The sequence below is a fragment of the Citrobacter sp. Cpo040 genome, from assembly GCF_030332915.1.
GTDB lineage: Bacteria > Pseudomonadota > Gammaproteobacteria > Enterobacterales > Enterobacteriaceae > Citrobacter > Citrobacter portucalensis.
This window is the reverse complement of record NZ_JAOWGX010000034.1, coordinates 63794-87829: the sequence shown is the minus strand read 5'-3', so window position 1 is coordinate 87829 and position 24036 is coordinate 63794. Positions and strand designations below refer to the sequence as shown.

The following is a 24036-nucleotide window of genomic DNA, read 5'->3' as shown; positions in this document are numbered from 1 at the left end:
CTGGTTTTGCGATACTTGTCGCAAATGGTTTTTGTTTATCCATTAATAACAGATAGATAACCAATTAAGGTAAAGTGTTCGCGATCTCATTGTTAATAAATTATTAAAATCTCGCTTGCATTTTGTGATTCATAAAAGAACTATTTAAAGAGACATTACGGAACACATCTGGAGATTAACGATGCAGCAGTTAGCCAGTTATTTATCCGGTGCCTGGCAGACAGGCCGGGGCCGCACCCGCACCATCCACCACGCCCTTACCGGTGAAGCGCTTTGGGAAGTGACAAGCGTTGGACTGGATATGGCGCAGGCGCGCCGCTTTGCTATTGAGCACGGCGGCAAAGCGTTACAGGCAATGAGTTTTATTGAGCGCAGCGCGATGCTAAAAGCGGTGGCGAAGCATTTAATGGAACTGAAAGCCGATTTCTATGCCATATCCGCGCAAACCGGAGCAACGCGCGGTGACAGCTGGGTCGATATCGAAGGCGGCATTGGCACGCTTTTCACTTATGCCAGTCTCGGTGGCCGCGAGCTGCCGGACGATACGCTGTGGCCGGAAGACGAACTGATCCCGCTGTCCAAACAGGGCGGTTTTGCCGCACGCCACGTGCTGACCTCCAAATCCGGTGTTGCGGTGCATATCAACGCCTTTAACTTCCCCTGCTGGGGTATGCTAGAGAAGCTGGCGCCAACCTGGCTTGCCGGGATGCCAGCCATTATCAAACCTGCAACCGCCACCGCGCAGCTCACTCAGGCAATGGTGAAAGCGATTATCGACAGTGGCCTGGTACCGAACGGCGCAATTAGCCTTATCTGTGGCGGCGCGGGCGACCTGCTCGATCACCTCGACAGCCAGGATGTGGTGACCTTTACCGGTTCTGCTCATACCGGGCAGCAGTTGCGCGTGCACCCCAACCTGGTGGCTAAATCGGTTCCATTCACCATGGAAGCGGATTCACTCAACTGCTGCGTGCTGGGTGATGACGTCACCCCAGAACAGCCTGAGTTTGCATTGTTTGTACGTGAAGTAGTGCGCGAGATGACGACCAAAGCCGGGCAGAAATGTACCGCTATCCGCCGCATTATCGTGCCACAGTCGCAGGTGAAAGCAGTCAGCGAGGCGCTGATTACCCGTCTGCAAAAAGTGGTAGTGGGCGATCCGGCGCAGGAAGGCGTGAAGATGGGGTCGCTGGTGAATAACGATCAGCGTCAGGACGTACAGGATAATGTGAATCGTCTGGTTGAAGCCGGGTGTGAGGTGCTGCTGGGCGGAAAAGCAGATCTGAGCACGGCTGGGGCTTTCTTCCCGCCAACGCTGCTGTTTTGTCCGCAGCCGGATGAAATTGCCGCGGTACATGCAATTGAAGCCTTTGGTCCGGTCGCCACGCTGATGCCGTATCAAAATACCGGGCATGCCATGACGCTGGCGCGCGCCGGTGAAGGCAGTCTGGCAGGAACGCTGGTGACGGCGAGCGGCGAACTGGCGCGAGAGTTTGTCCTCGGTGCGGCCCGCGCCCACGGGCGTATTCAGGTGCTGAACGAAGAGTCCTCGGCGGAATCGACCGGTCACGGCTCTCCGCTGCCACAGTTGGTCCACGGCGGGCCTGGACGTGCAGGCGGCGGTGAAGAGCTGGGCGGTCTGCGCGCGGTGAAACACTACATGCAACGCACCGCCATTCAGGGCAGCCCAACCATGCTCGCGGCGGTAAGCCAACAGTGGGTGCGTGGCGCTCGGGTGGAGGAAGATCGTATTCACCCGTTCCGTAAATACTTCGAAGAGATCCAGCCGGGCGACAGCCTGCTGACGCCACGTCGTACACTGACCGAAGCGGATATCGTTAACTTTGCCTGCCTCAGCGGTGACCACTTCTACGCCCATATGGACAAGATTGCAGCAGCCGATTCCATTTTCGGCGAGCGCGTGGTGCACGGTTACTTCCTGATTTCCGCCGCAGCCGGTCTGTTTGTTGACGCGGGCGTCGGTCCGGTGATTGCCAACTATGGCATGGAAAACCTGCGCTTTATCGAGCCGGTTAAGCCGGGCGACACTATCCAGGTGCGTTTAACCTGCAAACGCAAAACGGTGAAACGTCAGCGCAATGCCGAAGAAAAAGCGACCGGCGTGGTGGAGTGGTCGGTGGAGATCTTTAATCAGCACCAGCAGGCGGTGGCGCTGTATTCCATTCTGACGTTGGTTGCGCGTCAGCATGGGGATTTCCCGGCGTAAGATTTCGGTGTAGCTTCGCTCGATTAGGCTTGAAACAAAAAGCAAAAAGCCTGCTTAGTTTCCTAAGCAGGCTTCTTAAATATGGCTCCTCTGACTGGACTCGAACCAGTGACATACGGATTAACAGTCCGCCGTTCTACCGACTGAACTACAGAGGAATTGTTGTGGAGGCTTATCTTAGCGGCGAAAAAAATTTTGTCAAACCCCATTTCCTCGAATGCGAATCAATTGATGCTTCTCTCAACAGTTTGTTGCATTTACAGACATTTTAAATAGAAAAAACTTTGCAGCTTTTTTGATTCTCCCTCATCATTTGAAATGAGGTTTCAACTTTCTTCGTTAAGGTCCACTTTGAACGTCTCCGCTGCCTTACGCCAGGTCGCTTCCCGCACGCCCTGGTATGCCAAACGCAAGTGTTATAAGGTTCTCTTTTGGCGCGAAATCACTCCGCTGGCTGTCCCCATTTTTCTGGAAAACACCTGTGTGCTATTGATGGGTGTTCTCAGTACCTTCCTGGTCAGCTGGTTGGGAAAAGAAGCGATGGCCGGGGTTGGACTCGCCGACAGCTTTAATATGGTCATCATGGCATTTTTCGCCGCCATCGATCTGGGTACCACCGTGGTTGTAGCATTTAGCCTCGGTAAACGAGATCGTCGACGGGCCAGAGCCGCGGCCAGACAATCACTGGTGATCATGACAATTTTTGCTACCGTGCTGGCAGCGGTCATTCACTATTTTGGTCAACAGATTATTGACGTTGTCGCAGGTGAAGCAACGCCAGACGTTAAAGCTTTGGCACTCACCTATCTGGAGCTGACGGTGCTCAGCTACCCGGCGGCAGCCATTGCGCTGATCGGCAGTGGCGCACTACGTGGAGCCGGAAATACAAAAATACCGTTGTTGATTAACGGCGGCATGAACATCCTGAATATCATCATCAGTAGCATCCTGATTTACGGGATCTTTTCCTGGCAAGGTCTGGGATTTGTGGGAGCAGGCCTGGGACTGACCATTTCGCGCTACATCGGGGCGATTGCCATCATCTGGGTACTGATGATTGGTTTTAACCCCGCGCTGCGAATTCCCTTCAAAAGCTATTTTAAGCCACTCAATCTCGCCATTATCTGGGAGGTGATGGGGATCGGCATTCCGGCAAGTATCGAGTCAGTGCTGTTCAATGGCGGTAAACTTTTGACGCAGATGTTTGTTTCAGGCATGGGAACCAGCGTTATCGCCGGGAACTTTATTGCATTTTCTATCGCCGCGCTTATCAACTTACCGGGGAATGCTTTAGGTTCCGCGTCGACGATCATTACCGGCAGGCGTCTGGGAAATGGCCAGATTGCCCAGGCTGAAATCCAGCTACGGCATGTATTCTGGCTGTCGACGATCGGCCTGACGGCAATTGCCTGGTTGACCGCTCCTTTCGCCGGGGTGATGGCCTCATTTTATACCCACGCTCAGGATGTAAAAGAGGTCATAGTCATCCTGATTTGGCTCAACGCAGCATTTATGCCGATATGGGCAGCCTCCTGGGTGTTACCAGCAGGCTTTAAAGGTGCGCGAGATGCACGTTTTGCTATGTGGGTATCGATGCTGGGCATGTGGGGCTGCCGCGTAGTCGCGGGTTACACCCTGGGTATCGTATTAGGATGGGGAGTTGTCGGCGTTTGGTTAGGCATGTTCTTCGACTGGGCCGTACGCGCCGCGTTATTTTACTGGCGTATGGTCACCGGCCGCTGGCTGTGGAAATACCCGCGCCCCGAACGCGAAAAGTGCATAAAACAACCGGTTGCGTCTGAATAAGCGGCGAAATGGGGAATATTTCAGCAAACGATCGCATTTATCCATTCAGGCTTTGACAACGCTGAGCGGCATCGCTAATATTCGCCTCGTTCAAACGATTCCTCTGTAGTTCAGTCGGTAGAACGGCGGACTGTTAATCCGTATGTCACTGGTTCGAGTCCAGTCAGAGGAGCCATATTTAAGAAGCCTGCTTAGGAAACTAAGCAGGCTTTTTGCTTTTCTGCGATCCCATTTGCCAGGTAGACCGCTTCATTCCACACCAGGTTTTCCATACTACCGACGGGAGAATGTCCGTCTGCTTATGCAAAATGTCTCTGTGATCCAATTCGTTAACGTCATGGTTAAGTATCTTATCGTGCAACGACATCAGAATGAGACCCATACTTGCCCATGCCGATACTGCTGAAAGCAGCGCTAACCGCTTTATTAGTAATTCCACTGAGTACAATAGCCGGTGAGAAAGTCACGCTACGTTGCCCGGACAGAGGCTGGGCGGAGGTGACATTTCATTTGTTCCAGCACGTTAGCGTGCTGTGGGAAAACAATAGTTTTTATGTTTCCGATGCCCGGCGTAGTCAGAGTAATAAATTCTATACGTTTACCAATCGAGATGTTCTTTCGGTGAAGAATGGATTTCAGTTTATTTATGCGGATTCGGGACGGGCGGTGTCTTGTTCGATATTGTCGCGGGTGCCGACGCAGGATCTGAGGCTGGAGACCTTGAGGTAACGCAGCTTTCTACCCGCTATTCAGCGACGTCAGGGAAGCCCGTTTACTCACGGGCTTTTGTAGTTAAATCTGATAATCAATCACCGCCTCATCTGGCTCCATCGCCTGACGCTTAATTTCATCGACGGATAACCCTGCATTGCATAGCTCGATGAATCGCCAGACGTAGTTGCGCTGCAGCTGTCCGCGTTTAAGCCCCAGCCAAACGGTATTTGCATCAAACAAATGCCGGGTATCCAGACGGGTTAAGGTCCCCTCTTCCTGCTCGCCGCTGGATTGCTCTGCCACCAGCCCAATCCCCAACCCCAGCGACACGTAAGTTTTAATCACATCCGAGTCCTGGGCGCTGAGAATAATATCCGGTATCAGCCCTTTGCGAGCAAATGCTTCATCGATGCGGGAACGCCCTGTAATCCCCTGACGATAGGTAATTAACGGCCAGTGAGCAATAGACTCCAGCGTGAGCGGAGAGGCTTTCACTAATGGATGGTCGTGAGGAACAAGCAGGCTGTGGTGCCAACGAAACCAGGGAAAAGCCACCAACAATGGATCGCTGCTCAGCCGCTCACTGGCAATTCCGATATCTGCCCCGCCATTTTGTAGCAGGACATCAATCTCCTGTGGCGTGCCCTGAATAAGTTCCAGACGCACCTCAGGGAACAGCTCACGAAAGGCTTTTATCACCGCAGGCAAGCTATAGCGTGCCTGGGTATGCGTGGTGGCAATCGTCAGAACGCCGGTCGTGTCATTGGTAAACAGATCCGCCAGTCGACGAACATTACTGGCCTCATTCAGAATACGCTCGGCAATAACCAGCAAGGCTTTACCCGGTTCGGTCATGCCCAACAGGCGTTTACCGCGACGGATAAAAATCTCGATGCCAAGTTCATCTTCAAGTTCACGAATGTGTCGGCTGACGCCCGACTGCGAGGTGTACAGTATATTCGCGACCTCTGTCAGGTTGTAATCCTGACGGGCCGCCTCGCGGATTATTTTAAGTTGCTGGAAATTCACGTTTCGCTCCGGGCACATCAGACATTACGCTATTGTTAAAGTCTGATGCCCGGCATAACAAATAATAAAAACCTGCATCTTATTCCTTGCGGGAATAAGGTTTAGCTGACCAGCTGCAGCTCGCGATTTTCCAGCGCCGGACGGCTGACCAGCGACAACAGGATCTCCTTCACGGCCTGCGCCTGGGGCGATAAGCTCCCTCTGGCGGATACGTTCAACGATAATGGCAGATTCATCGACGGTGTTGTAATACGCGCCATCCAGCCGTTAGCCGTATTGCATAATGAACGGGCGGCCGACTCAGGCAACACTGTGACACCCATACCACTGGCAATGGCGGCCGTTAGGGTGGAGATAGACTCAATTTCGCCAATCACTTTAGCCGTTAAGCGACGTAGCGAAAAAGCTTCATCCACGCGCAGGCGAACCGCGCTGTAATCCCGTGGCAAGAACAAATTCATCTGCGCCACTGCGGCTAAATCGACGCTTTGGCCAGGACACTCACGCGTGCCGACCAGGTACAGATCCTCTTTAAGCAACGGTTGACTGCTGATGCCCGCCACAGGAGAACGCTCATAGAGCACAGCCATATCTAATTGCCCGCTGAGCAGCTTGTCATTCAGCACTGCCCCACTGTTTTCATGCAAATAGACCAGCACATCAGGCAATTCGGCACGTAGCGTCTGTAATAACGGCATGGTAATGGATGACGCGACTGTCCCCGGCGCAAGGCCGATAGAGACCTGTCCACTCAAGGTCTGGCCCACGTTATTAACCGCAAGTTGCGCCTGTTCGCACTGACGTAAAATCGTCCGGGCGTGGGTATATAGCACTTTTCCTGCTTCCGTCGGCGTGACGCCACGCTTGGTACGAATCAGCAATTGCTGATCCAGCTCACCTTCCAGCGTAGCGACCTGCTGGCTCAGCGCGGGTTGCGCAATGTGCAACACTTCCGCTGCCTGGGTCAGGCTACCAATATCGACGATTTTCACGAAATATTTCAGTCGTCTGAAGTTCATTTTGCCTCCTGTCGGAATACCAGAACCCGTGCTGGCAGTCATTGAATTCAGGATTGCAAGATGCTTGCCACTTTCTTCTAAAACGGTGTTTTACGGTTAAAGCCGCATAAATTCAGGAGTAAAAGCGAAGGAAGATCATTCTGCACACCTAAGTATCTCATTCAGTCTGCCCTGGAAGAGGTAGACACGCACCAGAATGGGGCAAAAGCATAAAAAGACGGAAAGATCGCCTCTTTGCTGATTTTGTCAGCAAACGAACACACAAATGTATTTACCCCTTTGACAAGCCTCACCACCCTCGCTAATATGCGCCTCGTTCAAACGATTCCTCTGTAGTTCAGTCGGTAGAACGGCGGACTGTTAATCCGTATGTCACTGGTTCGAGTCCAGTCAGAGGAGCCATATTTAAGAAGCCTGCTTAGGAAACTAAGCAGGCTTTTTGCTTTTATGCCATTGCTCATTGCGCATATCAAAACCTCAACTTAGTTTGGCCAACACTTCATTCATAATAGCCGCAGGTATTTGTTCCAGACGCTTGCCGTTCCGGGCTTCCATATCAATAGACAGGACCGACAATGAGTTGAGATGTCCGCTCTTCGCTCACTGCAGACTTTAAACTCACCCAGTACCTCCGTTCTGTGCCAGCAGCGGCGTTTTCTATCGCCGCTGATATAGTAATCAATGGAGAGCAGGCCATATTTATAATATAAATTGACGGATACGCTGAATTTTACAGGAACATCTCCAATGAATATTGCCGCCTCAATTGCCCTTTTGGGCGCTTGCCCATTTGTGAGTCTGGCGGCAGTACCGGTGACCTTTTCCGAAACTGTCCTGGATGCCGCAGGGCCAAAAGGCCCTTTGAAAGGCACGTTACTCACCCCGAATTCAAAACCAACAGCCGTTGTTCTTATCGTTCCTGGCTCCGGGCCAACCGATCGGGATGGAAACAACCCGCTTGGTGTGAATGCATCGCCTTACCGACTTCTTGCTGAAGGCCTGGCTGCCAAAGGTTTTGCGACGCTTCGTATCGACAAACGTGGAATGTTCGCTAGCGCAATGGCCGTAGACGATGCCAATACGGTGACGATTGCTGACTATGTTGACGACATTCGATCCTGGGTAGACGTGCTTAGACGTCACATGCACACTCCCTGTGTTTGGGTTTTAGGACACAGCGAAGGGGGCGTAGTCGCACTTGCCTCGGCTCAAGAAGAGAATGTGTGCGGTGTGGTTCTTATCGCAACGCCTGGGAGGCCGATGGGCGAGGTGTTGAGGGGGCAACTTAACGCTAATCCGGAAAATGAAATTCTATTAAAGCAGGCGCTGCCGATAATTGATGCTCTGGAGCATCAGCAGCGAGTCGATATTACGAATATTCACCCAGCACTGCAAAGTATCTTTAATCCTGCTGTTCAGGGGTTTTTGATCAATGCGTTTTCATATAATCCGGGTCAACTCATTTCGAGTATTTCCAAACCCGTGTTAGTGCTACAAGGGCAACGCGATCTCCAGGTGGAAGAAACGGATGCAAGACTGCTTAAGGCCGCGAATCCTCAAGCGTCCCTGATTATACTGCCCAATATGAACCATGTTATGAAAGAGGTGACTTCGGACGATCGCAAAGCGAATATCGCGACATACGCTGAACCCGCGCTCCCCTTAGCTCCCGGTTTAATCGACTCGATTGAGCATTTCCTGATCCGCAACTCACCTTTTCCCGAAAAGTAACAGCTGCTCTGCTCTCAGTGTCCTCCCAAAACGGTTTACTTTTAAAGAATTCAGTATGCTTTAAAGCATTCGTCTGCTCCATGCTCACAGCAGACATGGCCAGATGTCATTCCAACTGTCACATGCCGGGAGCAGACTCCCCTTCCCCATCCGATATCCACCTCATTACATTTTTATAAATAACAACGCATTAAGAAGTTCAACGTAATACAATTATATTTCCAATTGTAATGATAACCATTCTCATATTACTATAATCGCGTGATAATTAACTTTTGATACATTCCGCATGTCTGACCACGCCACTACCACTGCTTCCTTTACGCTCGAGTCGCTTTATGGCGCACATCACGGCTGGCTGAAAAGTTGGCTGACGCGCAAACTCCAGTCCGCCTTTGATGCAGATGACATTGCCCAGGACACTTTTCTACGGGTAATGGGCAGCGACTCGCTCTCGACGATCCGCGATCCGCGCTCCTTTCTGTGCACTCTCGCCAAACGGGTGATGGTCGACCTGTTTCGCCGAAACGCGCTGGAAAAAGCCTATCTGGAGATGCTGGCGCTTATGCCGGAGGCGCTCGCGCCTTCCCCCGAGGAACGCGAGAGCCAGCTCGAAACCCTGCAACTCATCGACAGCATGCTTGACGGGCTGAACGGGAAAACACGAGAAGCGTTTCTGCTTTCGCAACTGGATGGTCTGACATACAGCGAGATCGCGCTGAAGCTCGGTATCTCCGTCAGCTCGGTGAAAAAGTATATGGCAAAGGCTATCGAACATTGTCTGCTGTTTCGTCTGGAGCACGGCCTGTGAATGCTTCTATCACCGATTCTCGCCGCCAGGCATTGCGCTCGGCATCGCACTGGTATGCTGTATTGAGCGGCGAGCGTGTCAGCCCACGGCAAGAAGCGCGCTGGCAACAATGGTACGATGAGGACAAAGATCATCAGTGGGCCTGGCAACAGGTTGAAAACCTGCGCAGCCAGCTCAGCCGCGTACCGGGCGATGTTGCCAGCCGGGCGCTGCACGATACGCGCCTTACCCGTCGTCATGTCATGAAAGGGCTACTGCTGCTGCTCGGCGTGGGCGGCGGCTGGCAGCTCTGGCAGTCTGAAGCCGGTGAAGGTCTGCGCGCGGATTACCGCACCGCCAAAGGCGCGGTGAGCCATCAGCGGCTGGAAGATGGTTCTCTGCTGACGCTCAACACACAAAGCGCCGCGGATGTTCGTTTTGATACGCGTCAACGCGCTGTCCATCTCTGGTACGGCGAAATTGCTATTACCACCGCAAAAGACGCGCAGCAGAGACCTTTCCGCGTTGTGACCCGCCAGGGCCAGCTCACCGCATTAGGCACAGAATTTACCGTCTACCAGCAGGACAACGTCACACGCGTTGTCGTTCAACAACATGCTGTAGAAGTCTTACTGGCAAATCGTCCGCAGGAAAAACGCATCGTCAGCGCTGGCGAGAGCCTGCAGTTTAGCGCGTCTGAATTTGGTGCAATAGCCTCAGCGGATGATGAAAGCGCCACTTGGACGCAGGGCATTCTGAGCTTCAGCGATAAACCTTTGGGTGAAGTGATTGCCACGCTGAGCCGTTATCGCAACGGCGTGCTGCGCTGCGATCCGGCTGTGGCCGGATTACGCCTGAGTGGCACTTTCCCGCTGAAAAATACTGATGCAATCCTGGATGTTATTGCCAAGACTCTTCCAGTGAAAATTCAGTCAGTTACGCGATACTGGGTAAATATTTCTGCATTGTAAGAAAAATAATTCTCATTTCGATTGTCCTTTTTCCCCTTCTCATTCGACTCATAGATGAACACAACAAAAATGATGATGGAGAAGGTATGACGCCTTTATGCGTTTTTCGCAAAACAACACCTTTGGTTAACGCCGTTCGCCTGAGCCTGCTGCCGCTGGCCGGGCTGTCGTTATCCGCCTTCGCAGCGCAGGTTGATATTGCACCGGGTTCGCTCGACAAAGCCCTTAATCAGTATGCCGCGCTCAGCGGAATTACCCTGTCGGTTGACGCCAGCCTGACGCGCGGCAAACAGAGTAACGGTCTTCACGGTGACTACGACGTCGAAACCGACCTGCAACACCTGCTGAACGGTAGCGGCCTGCAGGTGAAATCGCTGGGTAATAATAGCTGGACGCTGGAGCCCGCACCAACACCGCAAGAAGATGCCCTGACCGTGGTGGGCGACTGGCTGGGGGATGCGCGCGAAAACGACGTTTTCGAACATGCTGGCGCACGTGACGTTATCCGCCGCGAGGATTTCGCCAAAACCGGCGCAACATCCATGCGCGAGGTACTGAACCGCATTCCTGGCGTTACCGCCCCAGAAAACAACGGCACCGGTAGCCACGATCTGGCAATGAACTTTGGTATTCGCGGCCTGAATCCGCGCCTGGCCAGCCGTTCAACGGTGCTGATGGACGGTATTCCCGTGCCGTTTGCCCCTTACGGCCAGCCGCAGCTTTCACTGGCGCCCGTCTCACTCGGAAATATGGACGCCATCGACGTGGTTCGCGGCGGTGGCGCGGTGCGTTACGGGCCACAGAGCGTGGGCGGTGTGGTGAACTTTGTTACCCGCGCTATTCCGCAAGACTTCGGCATCGAAGCCGGCGTGGAAGGCCAGCTCAGCCCAACATCTTCACAAAATAACCCAAAAGAAACGCACAACCTGATGGTGGGCGGCACGGCGGATAACGGTTTTGGTACCGCCCTGCTTTACTCCGGTACACGTGGAAGCGACTGGCGCGAACACAGCGCGACCCGCATCGACGACCTGATGCTGAAAAGCAAATATGCGCCAAACGAAGTGCATACCTTCAACAGTCTGTTGCAATACTACGACGGTGAAGCCGACATGCCCGGCGGCCTGTCTCGCGCGGATTACGACGCCGACCGCTGGCAATCCACGCGCCCTTACGATCGCTTCTGGGGGCGCCGCAAGCTGGCAAGCCTCGGCTATCAGTTCCAGCCGGACAGCCAGCATAAATTCAATATTCAGGGCTTCTACACGGAAACCCTGCGCAGCGGCTACCTGGAACAGGGAAAACGCCTCACCCTTTCACCGCGTAACTACTGGGTACGCGGCATTGAACCACGCTACAGTCAGAGCTTTATGGTGGGTCCTTCCGCGCACGAAGTGGGCGTGGGATACCGCTATGTGAGCGAGTCGACGCATGAAATGCGTTACTACACGGCCACCAGCAGTGGACAACTGCCGTCCAGCGCCAGCCCTTACGATCGCGACACTCGTTCCGGCACCGAAGCGCACGCCTGGTATCTGGATGACAAAATAGACATTGGCAACTGGACTATCACACCGGGTATGCGCTTTGAACATATCGAGTCATACCAGAACAACGCCATCAAAGGCACACATGAGGAAGTAAGCTACAACGCCCCACTTCCGGCGCTAAACGTACTTTATCACCTGACTGATAGCTGGAATCTTTATGCAAACACTGAAGGCTCATTCGGCACCGTACAGTACAGCCAAATTGGCAAGGCTGTGCAAAGCGGCAATGTGGAACCGGAAAAAGCGCGAACCTGGGAGCTCGGAACCCGGTACGACGATGGCGCGCTGACGGCGGAAATGGGGCTATTCCTGATTAACTTTAATAATCAGTACGACTCCAACCAAACCAACGACACCGTTACCGCACGCGGTAAAACGCGCCATACCGGACTGGAAACTCAGACTCGCTATGATCTCGGCACATTGACGCCAACGCTCGACAACGTTTCAGTCTACGCAAGCTATGCGTATGTGAACGCTGAGATCCGCGAGAAAGGCGATACCTACGGCAATCAGGTGCCCTTCTCACCAAAACACAAAGGCACGTTGGGCGTGGACTATAAGCCGGGTAGCTGGACCTTCAACCTGAACAGCGATTTCCAGTCCAGCCAGTTTGCGGACAACACCAACACCGTTAAAGAGAGCGCTGACGGCAGTACCGGTCGCATCCCTGGCTTTATGCTCTGGGGCGCACGCATGGCCTATGACTTTGGTCCGCAGATGGCAGACCTGAACCTGGCGTTTGGCGTGAAAAATATCTTCGACCAAGAGTATTTCACCCGCTCTTACGACGACAACAACAAAGGCATCTACGCAGGCCAGCCGCGCACGCTGTATATGCAGGGTTCGTTGAAGTTCTAAATCCCGGTTGACCGGCCTGCATGATGCTTTTGTAGGTCGGGCAAACGAAACGCCACCCGACGCAGGCAATTTACATGTTCACACTATTACGTACGCTATTCGCCGCTCTGCTGTTCACCGGCCATGCTTTTGCCGCCACGGTTCATGACGAACATGGCACCTTTACGCTTGATAAAACGCCACAACGGATAGTGGTGCTGGAACTGTCGTTTGCGGACGCACTGGCCGCCGTCGATGTCAGTCCGGTCGGCATTGCCGACGATAACGATGCCACGCGCATTCTTCCAGAGGTTCGTGCGCATCTGAAGCCGTGGCAGTCCGTTGGCACGCGCGCGCAGCCGAGTTTAGAAGCCATCAGCGCGCTGAAACCGGATCTGATCATTGCCGACAGCAGCCGCCATGCGGGTATTTACAGCGCCTTACAGCAAATCGCACCTGTGCTGCTGCTCAAGTCCCGCAATGAAACTTACGCTGAAAATCTGCAATCTGCGGCCATCATCGGTGCAATCGTGGGTAAAAAGGCACAGATGCAGTCACGTCTGGCGCAGCACCAACAACAGATGTCTGCGTGGGCCAGCCAACTGCCAAAAGACACGATGGTGGTGTTTGGTACGTCCCGGGAGCAGCAGTTCAACCTGCATACTCAGGAGACCTGGACCGGGGGCGTCCTGACCTCTCTGGGGCTGACGGTGCCTGCGGCTATGGCGGGTTCGTCTATGCCGTCCATCGGTCTGGAACAGCTACTGGCGCTCAATCCGGCATGGCTGCTGGTCGCGCACTATCGTGAAGAGAGCATCGTGAAACGCTGGCAACAAGACCCGCTGTGGCAGATGTTAACTGCGGCGCAAAAACAGCAGACGGCGTCGGTCGACAGTAACGCCTGGGCGCGGATGCGCGGCATTTTCGCAGCCGAACGCATTGCCAGCGACACGGTAAAAATCTTTCACCGCCAGCCTTTATCCGATGTGAAATGACAATTTTCAAACATCCAGCGCTACAGTGGGGGCTTCCCCTTGTCGCGCTTATCGCTATCTTCTGGCTGAGTCTGTTTTGCTACTCGGCCATTCCTGTTTCTGGCGTTGATGCCATTCACGCCCTGCTGCCAGGCCATACGCCGACGCTTCCACAAGCGCTGGTGCAAAACCTTCGTTTGCCGAGAAGCCTGGTCGCCATTTTGATCGGCGCAAGCCTGGCTCTGGCAGGAACGCTGCTGCAGACCCTGACGCATAATGCAATGGCCTCCCCTTCACTACTCGGTATTAACAGTGGCGCAGCGCTGGCGATGGCGCTTACCAGCGCTATCAGCCCTGCGCCCGTTACGGGTTACTCCATCGCCTTTATCGCCGCCTGCGGTGGCGGCGTAAGCTGGCTGATGGTGATGACCGCAGGTGGTGGATTTCGCCACACCCAGGACAGAAACAAATTGATCCTCGCGGGCATCGCGTTCTCGGCTTTCTGCATGGCCCTTACCCGCATCACTCTGCTGCTGACGGAAGATCACGCCTACGGCATTTTTTACTGGCTTGCGGGAGGCGTATCCCACGCACGTTGGCAGGAGTTCTGGCAGCTTTTCCCAATGGTAGTGGTTGCTGTACCGGTGGTATTGCTGCTGGCTAATCAACTGAACTTGCTTAACGTGAGCGACAGCACTGCGCAAACGCTGGGGGTGAATTTGACCCGGCTGCGCCTGGCGCTCAATCTTCTGGTGCTCATTTTGGTGGGCGCCTGCGTTAGCGTGGCGGGCCCGGTAGCCTTTATCGGCCTGCTGATGCCGCATCTGGCTCGCTTCTGGGTGGGATTCGATCAGCGCAAGGTCCTGCCGATGAGCATGCTTATGGGCGCCACGCTGCTGCTGCTGGCTGATGTTCTGGCCCGAGCGCTGGCCTTCCCTGGCGAATTGCCCGCGGGGGCAGTAGTGGCGCTGATTGGTGCACCCTGTTTTGTCTGGCTGGTCAGGAGGCGTGGATGAAAATTGCGTTCGTCATTTTCATCGCCCTCGCGCTGGCAGGACTTTCGGCTTTGTCACTACAAATGGGGGTGATCGCCGTTCCCTGGCGTGCTCTGCTGAGCGACTGGCAGACCGGGCGTGAATATCATTACGTATTAACGGCGTACCGCCTGCCGCGACTGCTGCTGGCGCTGCTTGTCGGTGCAGCCCTCGCGGTGGCAGGCGCGCTGGTGCAAGGGATCGTGCGTAACCCTCTGGCATCACCGGATATCCTCGGCGTAAACCATGCCGCCAGTCTTGCCTCTGTAGGCGCACTGCTTCTTTTACCGTCACTACCGGTGATTACTCTGCCGCTGCTGGCCTTTGCCGGTGGCATGGCGGGCCTGATCCTGCTGAGAATACTGGCGAACACCAGCCAGCCGATGAAGCTTGCGCTCACGGGTGTTGCGCTCTCTGCCTGCTGGGCCAGCCTGACGGATTATCTGATGCTTTCGCACCCGCAGGATGTGAACAGCGCCCTGCTGTGGCTGACCGGCAGCTTATGGGGCCGTGACTGGAGCTTTGTGAAAATAGCCGCCCCACTGCTGATTTTGTTTCTGCCGCTGAGTCTGCGTTTTTGCCGCGATCTCGACCTCCTGGCATTGGGCGATGCGCGCGCCACCACGCTCGGTGTGTCGGTGCCGCGTATTCGGCTCCAGGCTTTACTACTGGCCGTCGCCATGACATCGACCGGCGTGGCCGTCTGCGGCCCAATTAGCTTTATTGGTCTTGTGGTGCCGCATATGGTGCGCAGCATTACCGGTGGACGTCATCGCTGGCTGCTGCCCGTTTCAGCCATGACAGGTGCGTTGCTGCTGGTGGTTGCCGACCTGCTGGCGCGAATTATTCATCCTCCTCTGGAACTTCCGGCTGGCGTGCTGACCGCCATTATCGGTGCACCATGGTTTGTCTGGCTGCTTGTGAGAATGCGATAAATGACATTACGAACTGAAAATCTGACGGTCTGTTACGGTACAAACAAGGTGCTTGATGGCGTTTCACTCGCCCTACCAGCGGGGAAGACAACCGCCCTGCTCGGCCCTAACGGCTGCGGGAAGTCAACGTTGTTAAACTGTTTTTCACGACTGTTAACACCGCAGTCCGGCGGCGTATTTCTCGGCGATAGAGCCATCAATACGCTCTCATCACGCCAGCTAGCCCGCAGGCTGGCGCTGCTGCCCCAGCACCATTTAACTCCCGAGGGGATCACCGTCCAGGAGCTTGTTTCGTACGGTCGCAACCCGTGGTTGTCACTCTGGGGACGTCTCTCCGTTGAAGACAATACGCGAGTCCATGATGCTATGAGCCAGACGCAGATCCAACATCTTGCCGACCGACGGTTAACCGATCTTTCTGGCGGTCAGCGACAGCGCGCATTTCTGGCGATGGTCCTGGCGCAGGATACGCCCGTTGTACTACTCGATGAGCCAACCACCTATCTCGATATCAATCACCAGGTGGAACTGATGCGGCTGATGGGCGAACTCCGGGCTCAGGGGAAAACGGTGGTCGCCGTGCTGCACGACCTTAATCAAGCCAGCCGGTACTGCGACCATCTGGTGGTAATGGCGAACGGACATGTTATGGCGCAAGGCACACCAGAAGAGGTGATGAACCCTGGATTGCTGAGAACCATATTCAGCGTGGATACGGAGATACACCCCGAACCAGTATCTGGCAGGCCAATGTGTGTAGTGAGGTAGATGATACAGTCTGTAATGGTACCATGGCCTCAACAGGTCGCCTGTCATATCACTCACGCTGCGATGACTTCACTCTGCCCAGGTAACATTTCAACGGTTCTGAGCTGGATCATATTGCAGCGTTCTGTCATCAACCATCATGCGTTTAGGACCAGTCAAAACCATATTAATCATCGGTTCATAAACCGCAGACAACGGTGTTCAGGGATTACTCTCTGCACCATAGCAACCCGTGAAATGCAGTTTACCGAGTGATAACACGTCGCTGTATGCACAGCAACAGAGGCAAGATTAAGTAAAATGCGAAGAGGATGACGAAACGGGGGAGACACGTTAATTCATCTTTCCGCTTAATATTAACGGGCGCTGGGTTGCTTCATACCAACGTCCGCAGTGTGCCAGGAGCGGACATTGAACAAGATTTGATGTAGGGTATTGCGCGATTCGTATAGCCGCAACGCTAATGAGAGCCAGACTTATGAACTACTTTATTCGACCAGCTACGCCTGACGATATCAATAAAATCATTGAATTCACCACTCAGGAAGCACAAGAATCTGAGGGGTCAGTGATTGACCTTGTTGCTGTGGAGCGTGGCGTTTCGTCGGCGTTTTGTGAAAACCCACGTTCAAAATATTGGGTCATGGAAGATTCTTCAGCAACAGTGATCGCCAATACCTCTGTCGTAAAAGAATGGAGTGATTTTCATGGAAATGACTACTGGTGGATCCAAAGCTTTTATATCGCCCCGGAGCATCGTGGGATGGGATTAGCTGATAAGCTCATCAAACATCTTACAAAAGAAGCTAAATCAGAAAAGGCACTGGAGCTTCGCTTATATGTCCACGGAGATAACGGGCGTGCGATTCGTGCTTATGAGCGATGTGGTTTCACCGAATCTCCGTATACCATTATGAAAGTGGGTTTATAACTTCCCCAAATACAGCGCTCCTAATGCTCCACCTGAAATCAGAACACTCCTGACAGGCCACGATTCCACCAGGTTCAGATTTCTCATTCATCTTATTTTTCATGTTGCCCTCAGATGAGGGAGATAATCGTTTTCACTTCCCGTCTGTCGCGGTAATCTCATAACGGTCGTTAATATTGCGACTGCAATGTGTGTAACCCAACTCAAATACTAATAACTAAAAAACAGTACAGACAGGATAACTATGGATTCCTCCCTCACCTCCACGGGTCCCCAACAGGACGCCTCTTCACTTAACCGCGCCCGACGCGCTGCGCTTGGTAGCTTCGCGGGTGCCGTGGTCGACTGGTATGATTTTCTGCTTTACGGCATCACTGCCGCACTGGTCTTTAACCGCGAGTTCTTCCCGCAAGTCAGCCCGGCAATGGGGACACTTGCCGCATTTGCTACCTTTGGCGTCGGATTTTTGTTCCGCCCGTTAGGCGGGGTGATCTTCGGCCACTTCGGCGATCGCCTGGGGCGTAAACGTATGCTGATGCTCACCGTCTGGATGATGGGGATCGCCACTGCACTGATAGGGATTATTCCTTCCTTTGACACCATTGGCTGGTGGGCTCCCGTTCTGCTGGTGACGCTGCGTGCTATTCAGGGATTCGCCGTTGGCGGTGAATGGGGCGGCGCGGCGTTGCTCTCGGTCGAAAGCGCGCCGAAAAATAAAAAAGCCTTCTACAGCAGCGGTGTTCAAGTCGGTTATGGCGTCGGGCTACTGCTTTCTACCGGTCTGGTCTCGCTGATTAGCTCGCAAACCACCGATGAGCAGTTCCTGAGTTGGGGCTGGCGTATTCCATTCCTGTTCAGCATCGTGCTGGTATTGGGCGCGTTGTGGATGCGTAACCGAATGGATGAATCAGCCGAATTCGAACAGCAGCAGCAGGCAGCGCAACCAGAGAAAAAGAGACTACCGGTAGTCGAGGCGTTAATCCGTCATCCAGGTGCCTTTTTGAAAATTATCGCTCTGCGCCTGTGTGAACTGCTGACGATGTATATCGTCACCGCGTTTGCCCTAAATTACTCCACGCAGAATCTGGGCTTACCTCGCGAACTGTTTCTGAATATCGGCTTATTGGTAGGTGGACTGAGCTGTCTGACCATTCCCTGCTTTGCCTGGCTCGCCGACCGCTTTGGTCGCCGGCGCGTTTACATTACCGGCGCACTGGTCGGGACGCTCAGCGCATTCCCGTTCTTTATGGCGTTAGAAGCGCAATCCATTTTCTGGATCGTGTTCTTCGCGATTATGTTGGCCAACATTGCACACGATATGGTGGTCTGCGTGCAGCAACCTATGTTTACCGGTTTGTTTGGCGCAAGCTACCGCTACAGCGGCGCTGGCGTTGGTTATCAGGTAGCAAGTGTGGTTGGCGGCGGTTTTACCCCCTTCATTGCTGCTGCGCTGGTAACATTCTCCGGCGGAGACTGGCACAGTGTGGCCATTTATCTGATGGCGGGTTGTCTTATTTCCGCCACTACAGCATTGCTGATGCGGGATAAGCAGCACGGTTAAGCCCGGGTGCGGAGGCCGTCCGGTCTTCGCACAATCTTCCTCAACGTCTGACTTTTGTTTCACATTCCTGTGACATACTATCGGGAGAGCAGTACATCTGTGGAACAAGGAGACAGACATGAACAATAAGGGCTCCAGCCTGACCCCGGCTCAGGCACTGGATAAACTGGACGCGCTGTACGAGCAGTCGGTTAAAGCACTGCGTAGCGCCATTGGTAAGTATATTGAAACAGGGACGCTCCCTGACGTAATCGCCCGCCATAACGGTCTTTTTGTTTACCCATCACTGTGTGTCACCTGGGATGGCAGCGCCACCAATCCCCCGAAAACCCGCGCCTATGGTCGTTTTACCCATGCGGGCTGCTACACCACTACGATTACCCGTCCGTCGCTTTTTCGTCCGTATCTTGAAGAACAACTCACGCTGCTGTATCAGGATTATGATGCGCATATCTCCGTTGAGCCGTCGCAGCATGAAATCCCCTATCCGTATGTCATTGACGGTTCTGAACTGACGCTCGACCGCTCGATGAGTGCCGGCCTAACGCGCCATTTCCCCACAACCGAGCTGTCACAGATTGGCGATGAAACAGCCGACGGTACCTATCATCCGGCGGAATTCTCCCCGTTGTCGCACTTCGACGCCCGACGAGTAGATTTTTCGCTGGCGCGACTGCGCCACTACACGGGAACACCGGTTGAACATTTTCAGCCGTTTGTGCTGTTCACCAACTACACCCGCTACGTCGATGAGTTTGTGCGTTGGGGTTGCAGCCAGATCCTCGACCCGGACAGCCCGTATATCGCGCTTTCTTGCGCGGGCGGGATCTGGATCACCGCTGAAACTGAAGCGCCTGAAGAAGCCATCTCCGATCTCGCCTGGAAGAAACACCAGATGCCCGCCTGGCATTTAATCACCGCCGACGGTCAGGGGATCACGCTGGTTAATATCGGCGTTGGCCCGTCTAACGCCAAAACCATTTGCGATCATTTGGCCGTACTGCGTCCTGACGTCTGGTTGATGATTGGTCACTGTGGCGGGCTGCGTGAAAGCCAGGCGATTGGCGACTATGTTCTGGCCCACGCTTATCTGCGTGATGACCACGTACTGGATGCCGTTCTCCCACCGGATATCCCGATTCCGAGCATCGCGGAAGTGCAGCGCGCACTGTATGACGCCACCAAAGAAGTCAGCGGTATGCCCGGCGAAGAGGTTAAACAGCGCCTGCGTACCGGTACCGTCGTCACCACTGACGATCGCAACTGGGAGCTACGCTATTCCGCTTCTGCGCTACGCTTTAACCTCAGCCGCGCGGTGGCTATCGATATGGAAAGCGCCACCATCGCCGCCCAGGGATACCGTTTCCGCGTTCCGTACGGCACGCTGCTGTGCGTTTCCGACAAGCCGCTGCACGGTGAGATCAAACTGCCTGGGCAGGCCAACCGTTTTTATGAAGGTGCCATTTCTGAGCATCTGCAAATAGGTATCCGGGCTATCGATCGTTTGCGTGCTGAAGGCGACCGACTGCACTCCCGTAAATTACGTACATTCAACGAACCGCCGTTCCGTTAAGACCTGAAGGTAACTATGCACAACTCAACTCCTCTTTCCGCCCTGCGCAACCTGCTGATAGCGCAGGGGCTGGATGGCATGATTGTTCCGCGCGCCGATGCTCATCAAAGTGAAGATTGTACGCCGCATGACAATAAACTAGCCTGGCTGACCGGTTTTAGCGGCTCTGCTGGCCTCGCGTTGGTCCTTCGGGATCGCGCGTTAATGTTTGTCGATGGACGCTATCAGGTCCAGGTACGCAATGAAGTCTCGCTGGATGATTTTGAAATTCATCATTTACACGATGAGCCGCTGGCCGACTATTTGCAGTCTCATGTTGCAGCAGGTAAACGTATCGGCTTTGAACCAATGCTGATGGTCAATAGTCAGTTTGAAGCACTGTCGGCAACCCACTGCGAGCTGGTGCCTCTTGAGCAAGATCCTTTTGACCAGGTATGGCTAGACCGTCCGGCAGCACCCTGCGGCATCATTCGTGAAATGCCCATTGAAATCAGCGGGGAAAGCAGCACGCAAAAGCGTGCCCGCGTCGTGGAACAACTCGCTCAACACCAGGCTGACGTGCTGGCAATTACCCTGCCGGATAACATTGCCTGGTTATTGAATGTGCGTGGTTCGGATCTGGCCATGGTACCAGTGCCGTTTTCGTTTGCCCTGCTCCATCGCAGCGGTGAGCTGGAATGGTTTGTGGATAGCAATAAAACGCAACAGCTCCCCTCATCACTGCTGGATACGCTTACTCTGGCCCCGCAAGAGAATTTTCTGACTCGCTGCCAGCAATTAGCTAATGGGAAGCGTTTCCTGGTCGATAAAGACTACGCCCCGGTCGCATTGCGTTTTGCCATTGAAGAACACGGTGGCAACGTTCTTTGGGCGCCCGATCCCATCACTCTGATGAAATCCCACAAAAATGACGTTGAACTGGCAGGCTATCGTGAATGCCATGAACAAGATGGCACAGCCTGGGTAAACTTCCTTGCCTGGCTGGCCCATGAAGTTCCTTTGCGCGAAGCCGCAGGCAATCCGGTCACCGAGCTGGAAGCGCAGGCCAAGCAACTGGAATTTCGCCAGCAGCAGCCGGGATTTATCGAGCAAAGTTTCAGCACGATTTCGGCCTCTGCCAGCAATGCCGCAATGTGTCATTACCACTCCAGTGAAAAGACCAATACGCCAATTACCTCGCAGGCCATGTATCTGAATGATTCCGGTGGCCAGTACCACAATGGTACGACGGATACGACGCGTACCCTCGCATTTGGCCCACAGGATCCGCAACGTCGCCTGCATTACACCGCCGTGTTGAAAGGCTTTTTGTCGCTTATTTCGCTGCAGTTTCCCAGCGGGACTCAGGGCCATCAACTGGATGCTTTTAGCCGCCGGGCGTTGTGGGAGCTGGGACTGGATTTTGATCATGGCACGGGACACGGCGTGGGTCACCAGTTGCTTATTCATGAGCAACCCCATCGCATCGCCAAAAAAGTAAACCCGTGGCCACTGGTCGCAGGCAACATCATCACCATCGAGCCGGGTTATTATCTGGCCGGACAATATGGGATCCGTATTGAGAATCAAGTGGAGATTATCAACAGTCGTCCTGGTTTCTGTCGTTTCTCAACGCTGACGCTGGTACCGATTGATTTGAATCTGGTCGAACTGCATCTGCTGAGTGATGCTGAGAAACAGTGGATTGATGATTACCACCAGCAGGTCAGAGAGACGCTATCCCCGCGCGTGAACGCAGAGGCTCGTCCCTGGCTGTTCGCTGCCACCGCACCGATTCGCGTTCAGGCTAATTAATGCAATAAAAAAGGCAGCCCGCAGGCTGCCTTAGTTCTCCCCAACTTCTTACTGCTTAGCTGTTACGGATGTACTCATCCATTTCAGTTTTCAGGTTATCGGACTTAGTCCCGAAGATAGCCTGAACACCGGAACCAGCTACCACAACGCCTGCCGCACCCAGTTTCTTCAGGCCAGCCTGATCCACTTTAGCAACGTCAGCCACGCTGACACGCAGACGAGTGATGCACGCATCGAGGTTAGTGATGTTTTCTTTACCGCCGAATGCAGCAACCAGAGCCGGAGCCATTTCACCGGTCGCACCTGCTTTGCTGTCTTCGGTAGCATCTTCACGACCTGGCGTTTTCAGGTCCAGCGCTTTGATCAGCACACGGAAGATGGTGTAGTAAACAATCGCATAACCGATACCGACAATCGGGAACAGCCACAGCTTGCTGCTGTTACCGGACAGAACGATAAAGTCGATCAGACCGTGGGAGAACGACGTACCGTCGCGCATACCCAGCAGGATACAGATCGGGAATGCCAGACCAGCCAGAATCGCGTGGATGATGTACAGGATCGGTGCCACGAACATGAAGGAGAACTCGATCGGCTCGGTAATACCGGTCAGGAACGAGGTCAGCGCCGCGGAGATCATGATACCGCCCACTTTCGCGCGGTTTTCTGGTTTAGCAGAGTGCCAGATAGCGATAGCAGCAGCCGGCAGACCGTACATTTTGAACAGGAAGCCACCGGACAGTTTGCCCGCAGTCGGGTCACCCGCCATATAGCGAGGAATATCACCGTGGAACACCTGGCCCGCAGCGTTGGTGTACTCACCGATCTGCATCTGGAATGGAACGTTCCAGATATGGTGCAGACCAAACGGTACCAGGCAGCGTTCAATGAAGCCATAGATACCGAACGCCACGACCGGGTTCTGGTATGCAGCCCACTGAGAGAACGTCTGAATAGCAGTACCAATCGGCGGCCAAATGAAGGACAGAACCACACCTGTGAAGATGGCAGCCAGACCAGAAATGATAGGAACGAAACGCTTACCCGCAAAGAAGCCAAGATACTCAGGCAATTTGATACGGTAGAAACGGTTGAACATATACGCTGCAATCGCACCGGAGATAATCCCCCCGAGAACACCCGTATCAGCAAGGTGTTTAGCGGCGATCTCTTCAGCAGGTAAATGCAGAACCAGCGGCGCAACAACAGCCATGGTCTTAACCATGATGCCGTAAGCAACAACGGATGCCAGTGCAGATACACCGTCATTATTAGTGAAGCCTAACGCAACACCGATAGCAAAAATCAGCGGCATGTTCGCAAAAACAGAACCGCCTGCTTCTGCCATTACGTGCGATACAACGGCTGGCAGCCAGCTGAAGTTAGCGGAACCGACACCCAGCAGGATACCTGCAATCGGGAGTACGGATACCGGCAGCATCAGCGATTTACCGACCTTTTGCAGGTTAGCAAATGCATTCTTAAACATAATTAGGAGTGCTCCTGAGTATTTGTGCTTATACACTTCATCCTTCAAACCGCCTCAGCGTGGGCTGCGCTCGTTCATCCCAGTCACTTACTCTGGTAAGCTCCTGCAATTCACTCACTTGCCGCCTTGATGCAGCTTGAATGACTTTGTGTATTCTACGTTCTCACGCATTGGCGAGGGGGGAGAACCTCGCCGTATACAGGGCATCTAAGTACCCTTTATTTATTACACAGAGTAAAATAATTCAGTTTGTTTTTGTTTGACGGCTATCACAGTTCAGTCGTGAATGGCCGCAAAATC

18 protein-coding genes and 3 tRNA genes are annotated in these 24036 nt (G+C 53.8%); 16 read left to right on the top strand and 5 right to left on the bottom strand.

Features of this window, described 5'->3' with window-relative positions; genetic code table 11:
- Window positions 1-181 precede the first annotated feature (181 nt).
- A complete protein-coding gene (paaZ, locus tag OGX86_RS05100) occupies window positions 182-2227 on the top strand; it encodes a phenylacetic acid degradation bifunctional protein PaaZ (protein WP_258885641.1) in 2046 nt (681 codons plus the stop codon).
- Window positions 2228-2309: 82 nt separating this feature from the next.
- Here the strand turns inward: paaZ and OGX86_RS05095 are convergent.
- A tRNA-Asn gene (locus OGX86_RS05095) sits at window positions 2310-2385 on the bottom strand.
- 160 nt (window positions 2386-2545) lie between these two features.
- Between OGX86_RS05095 and OGX86_RS05090 the strand changes: the two genes are divergently transcribed.
- Both OGX86_RS05090 and OGX86_RS05085 read left to right on the top strand, forming a co-directional pair.
- Entirely contained in the window at window positions 2546-4033 is a 1488-nt protein-coding gene (locus tag OGX86_RS05090; RefSeq protein ID WP_286639470.1) for an EmmdR/YeeO family multidrug/toxin efflux MATE transporter, read from the top strand.
- A gap of 99 nt (window positions 4034-4132) precedes the next feature.
- A tRNA-Asn gene (locus OGX86_RS05085) sits at window positions 4133-4208 on the top strand.
- A 617-nt stretch (window positions 4209-4825) separates the two neighbouring features.
- Here the strand turns inward: OGX86_RS05085 and cbl are convergent.
- A complete protein-coding gene (cbl, locus tag OGX86_RS05080; RefSeq protein WP_048226925.1) occupies window positions 4826-5776 on the bottom strand; it encodes an HTH-type transcriptional regulator Cbl in 951 nt (316 codons plus the stop codon).
- Between the two features lie 101 nt (window positions 5777-5877).
- Window positions 5878-6795 (bottom strand): nitrogen assimilation transcriptional regulator NAC, encoded by a 918-nt coding sequence (gene nac, locus OGX86_RS05075; RefSeq protein WP_048226927.1) that lies wholly within the window; start codon window positions 6793-6795, stop codon window positions 5878-5880.
- Window positions 6796-7121: 326 nt separating this feature from the next.
- On the opposite strand from nac, the gene OGX86_RS05070 reads away from it, so the two are divergent.
- The 9 genes from OGX86_RS05070 to fecE all read left to right on the top strand — a co-directional run bounded on the left by OGX86_RS05070 (window position 7122) and on the right by fecE (window position 16388).
- Window positions 7122-7197 (top strand) — tRNA-Asn (locus tag OGX86_RS05070).
- A 345-nt stretch (window positions 7198-7542) separates the two neighbouring features.
- Window positions 7543-8526 carry an alpha/beta hydrolase gene (locus OGX86_RS05065; RefSeq protein ID WP_286639467.1) on the top strand — a complete coding sequence of 328 codons (984 nt, stop codon included), beginning with the start codon at window positions 7543-7545 and terminating at the stop codon, window positions 8524-8526.
- Between the two features lie 289 nt (window positions 8527-8815).
- Window positions 8816-9337 carry a ferric citrate uptake sigma factor FecI gene (fecI, locus tag OGX86_RS05060; RefSeq protein ID WP_008784388.1) on the top strand — a complete coding sequence of 174 codons (522 nt, stop codon included), beginning with the start codon at window positions 8816-8818 and terminating at the stop codon, window positions 9335-9337.
- Window positions 9334-10287 carry a ferric citrate uptake sigma factor regulator FecR gene (gene fecR, locus OGX86_RS05055; RefSeq protein ID WP_136391725.1) on the top strand — a complete coding sequence of 318 codons (954 nt, stop codon included), beginning with the start codon at window positions 9334-9336 and terminating at the stop codon, window positions 10285-10287. Before fecI ends, fecR begins: the two co-directional genes overlap by 4 nt.
- An 86-nt stretch (window positions 10288-10373) precedes the next feature.
- Window positions 10374-12698: a TonB-dependent Fe(3+) dicitrate receptor FecA gene (fecA, locus tag OGX86_RS05050; protein WP_286639464.1), complete on the top strand. Its 2325-nt coding sequence runs from the start codon at window positions 10374-10376 to the stop codon at window positions 12696-12698.
- 74 nt (window positions 12699-12772) lie between these two features.
- Window positions 12773-13672 carry a Fe(3+) dicitrate ABC transporter substrate-binding protein FecB gene (locus OGX86_RS05045; protein WP_286639461.1) on the top strand — a complete coding sequence of 300 codons (900 nt, stop codon included), beginning with the start codon at window positions 12773-12775 and terminating at the stop codon, window positions 13670-13672.
- Window positions 13669-14667 (top strand): iron-dicitrate ABC transporter permease FecC, encoded by a 999-nt coding sequence (gene fecC, locus OGX86_RS05040; RefSeq protein WP_048226938.1) that lies wholly within the window; start codon window positions 13669-13671, stop codon window positions 14665-14667. The genes OGX86_RS05045 and fecC overlap by 4 nt, the downstream gene beginning before the upstream one ends.
- Complete coding sequence (gene fecD, locus OGX86_RS05035; RefSeq protein ID WP_275260554.1) at window positions 14664-15620, top strand: Fe(3+) dicitrate ABC transporter permease subunit FecD; 957 nt, start codon at window positions 14664-14666, stop codon at window positions 15618-15620. Before fecC ends, fecD begins: the two co-directional genes overlap by 4 nt.
- On the top strand, window positions 15621-16388 hold the full coding sequence (gene fecE, locus OGX86_RS05030; RefSeq protein ID WP_048226942.1) for a Fe(3+) dicitrate ABC transporter ATP-binding protein FecE: 768 nt from the start codon (window positions 15621-15623) through the stop codon (window positions 16386-16388).
- 90 nt (window positions 16389-16478) lie between these two features.
- Here fecE and OGX86_RS05025 read toward each other — a convergent pair whose 3' ends face one another.
- Window positions 16479-16553: a hypothetical protein gene (locus OGX86_RS05025; RefSeq protein ID WP_284105818.1), complete on the bottom strand. Its 75-nt coding sequence runs from the start codon at window positions 16551-16553 to the stop codon at window positions 16479-16481.
- 313 nt (window positions 16554-16866) lie between these two features.
- On the opposite strand from OGX86_RS05025, the gene OGX86_RS05020 reads away from it, so the two are divergent.
- The 4 genes from OGX86_RS05020 (at window position 16867) to OGX86_RS05005 (ending at window position 22247) form a co-directional block, all read left to right on the top strand.
- Window positions 16867-17319, top strand: a complete 453-nt coding sequence (locus tag OGX86_RS05020) for a GNAT family N-acetyltransferase (protein ID WP_286639457.1) — start codon at window positions 16867-16869, stop codon at window positions 17317-17319.
- Window positions 17320-17563: 244 nt separating this feature from the next.
- Window positions 17564-18880 (top strand): shikimate transporter, encoded by a 1317-nt coding sequence (gene shiA / locus OGX86_RS05015; RefSeq protein WP_048226947.1) that lies wholly within the window; start codon window positions 17564-17566, stop codon window positions 18878-18880.
- 118 nt (window positions 18881-18998) lie between these two features.
- Window positions 18999-20453: an AMP nucleosidase gene (locus OGX86_RS05010; RefSeq protein WP_032942969.1), complete on the top strand. Its 1455-nt coding sequence runs from the start codon at window positions 18999-19001 to the stop codon at window positions 20451-20453.
- Window positions 20454-20468: 15 nt separating this feature from the next.
- Complete coding sequence (locus OGX86_RS05005) at window positions 20469-22247, top strand: aminopeptidase P family protein (protein ID WP_286639455.1); 1779 nt, start codon at window positions 20469-20471, stop codon at window positions 22245-22247.
- 55 nt (window positions 22248-22302) lie between these two features.
- Here the strand turns inward: OGX86_RS05005 and ptsG are convergent, their stop codons facing one another.
- The gene (ptsG, locus tag OGX86_RS05000) at window positions 22303-23736 is read right to left on the bottom strand and encodes a PTS glucose transporter subunit IIBC (RefSeq protein ID WP_003836725.1); all 1434 of its coding nucleotides are present in this window, start codon (window positions 23734-23736) and stop codon (window positions 22303-22305) included.
- Window positions 23737-24036: the final 300 nt, after the last annotated feature.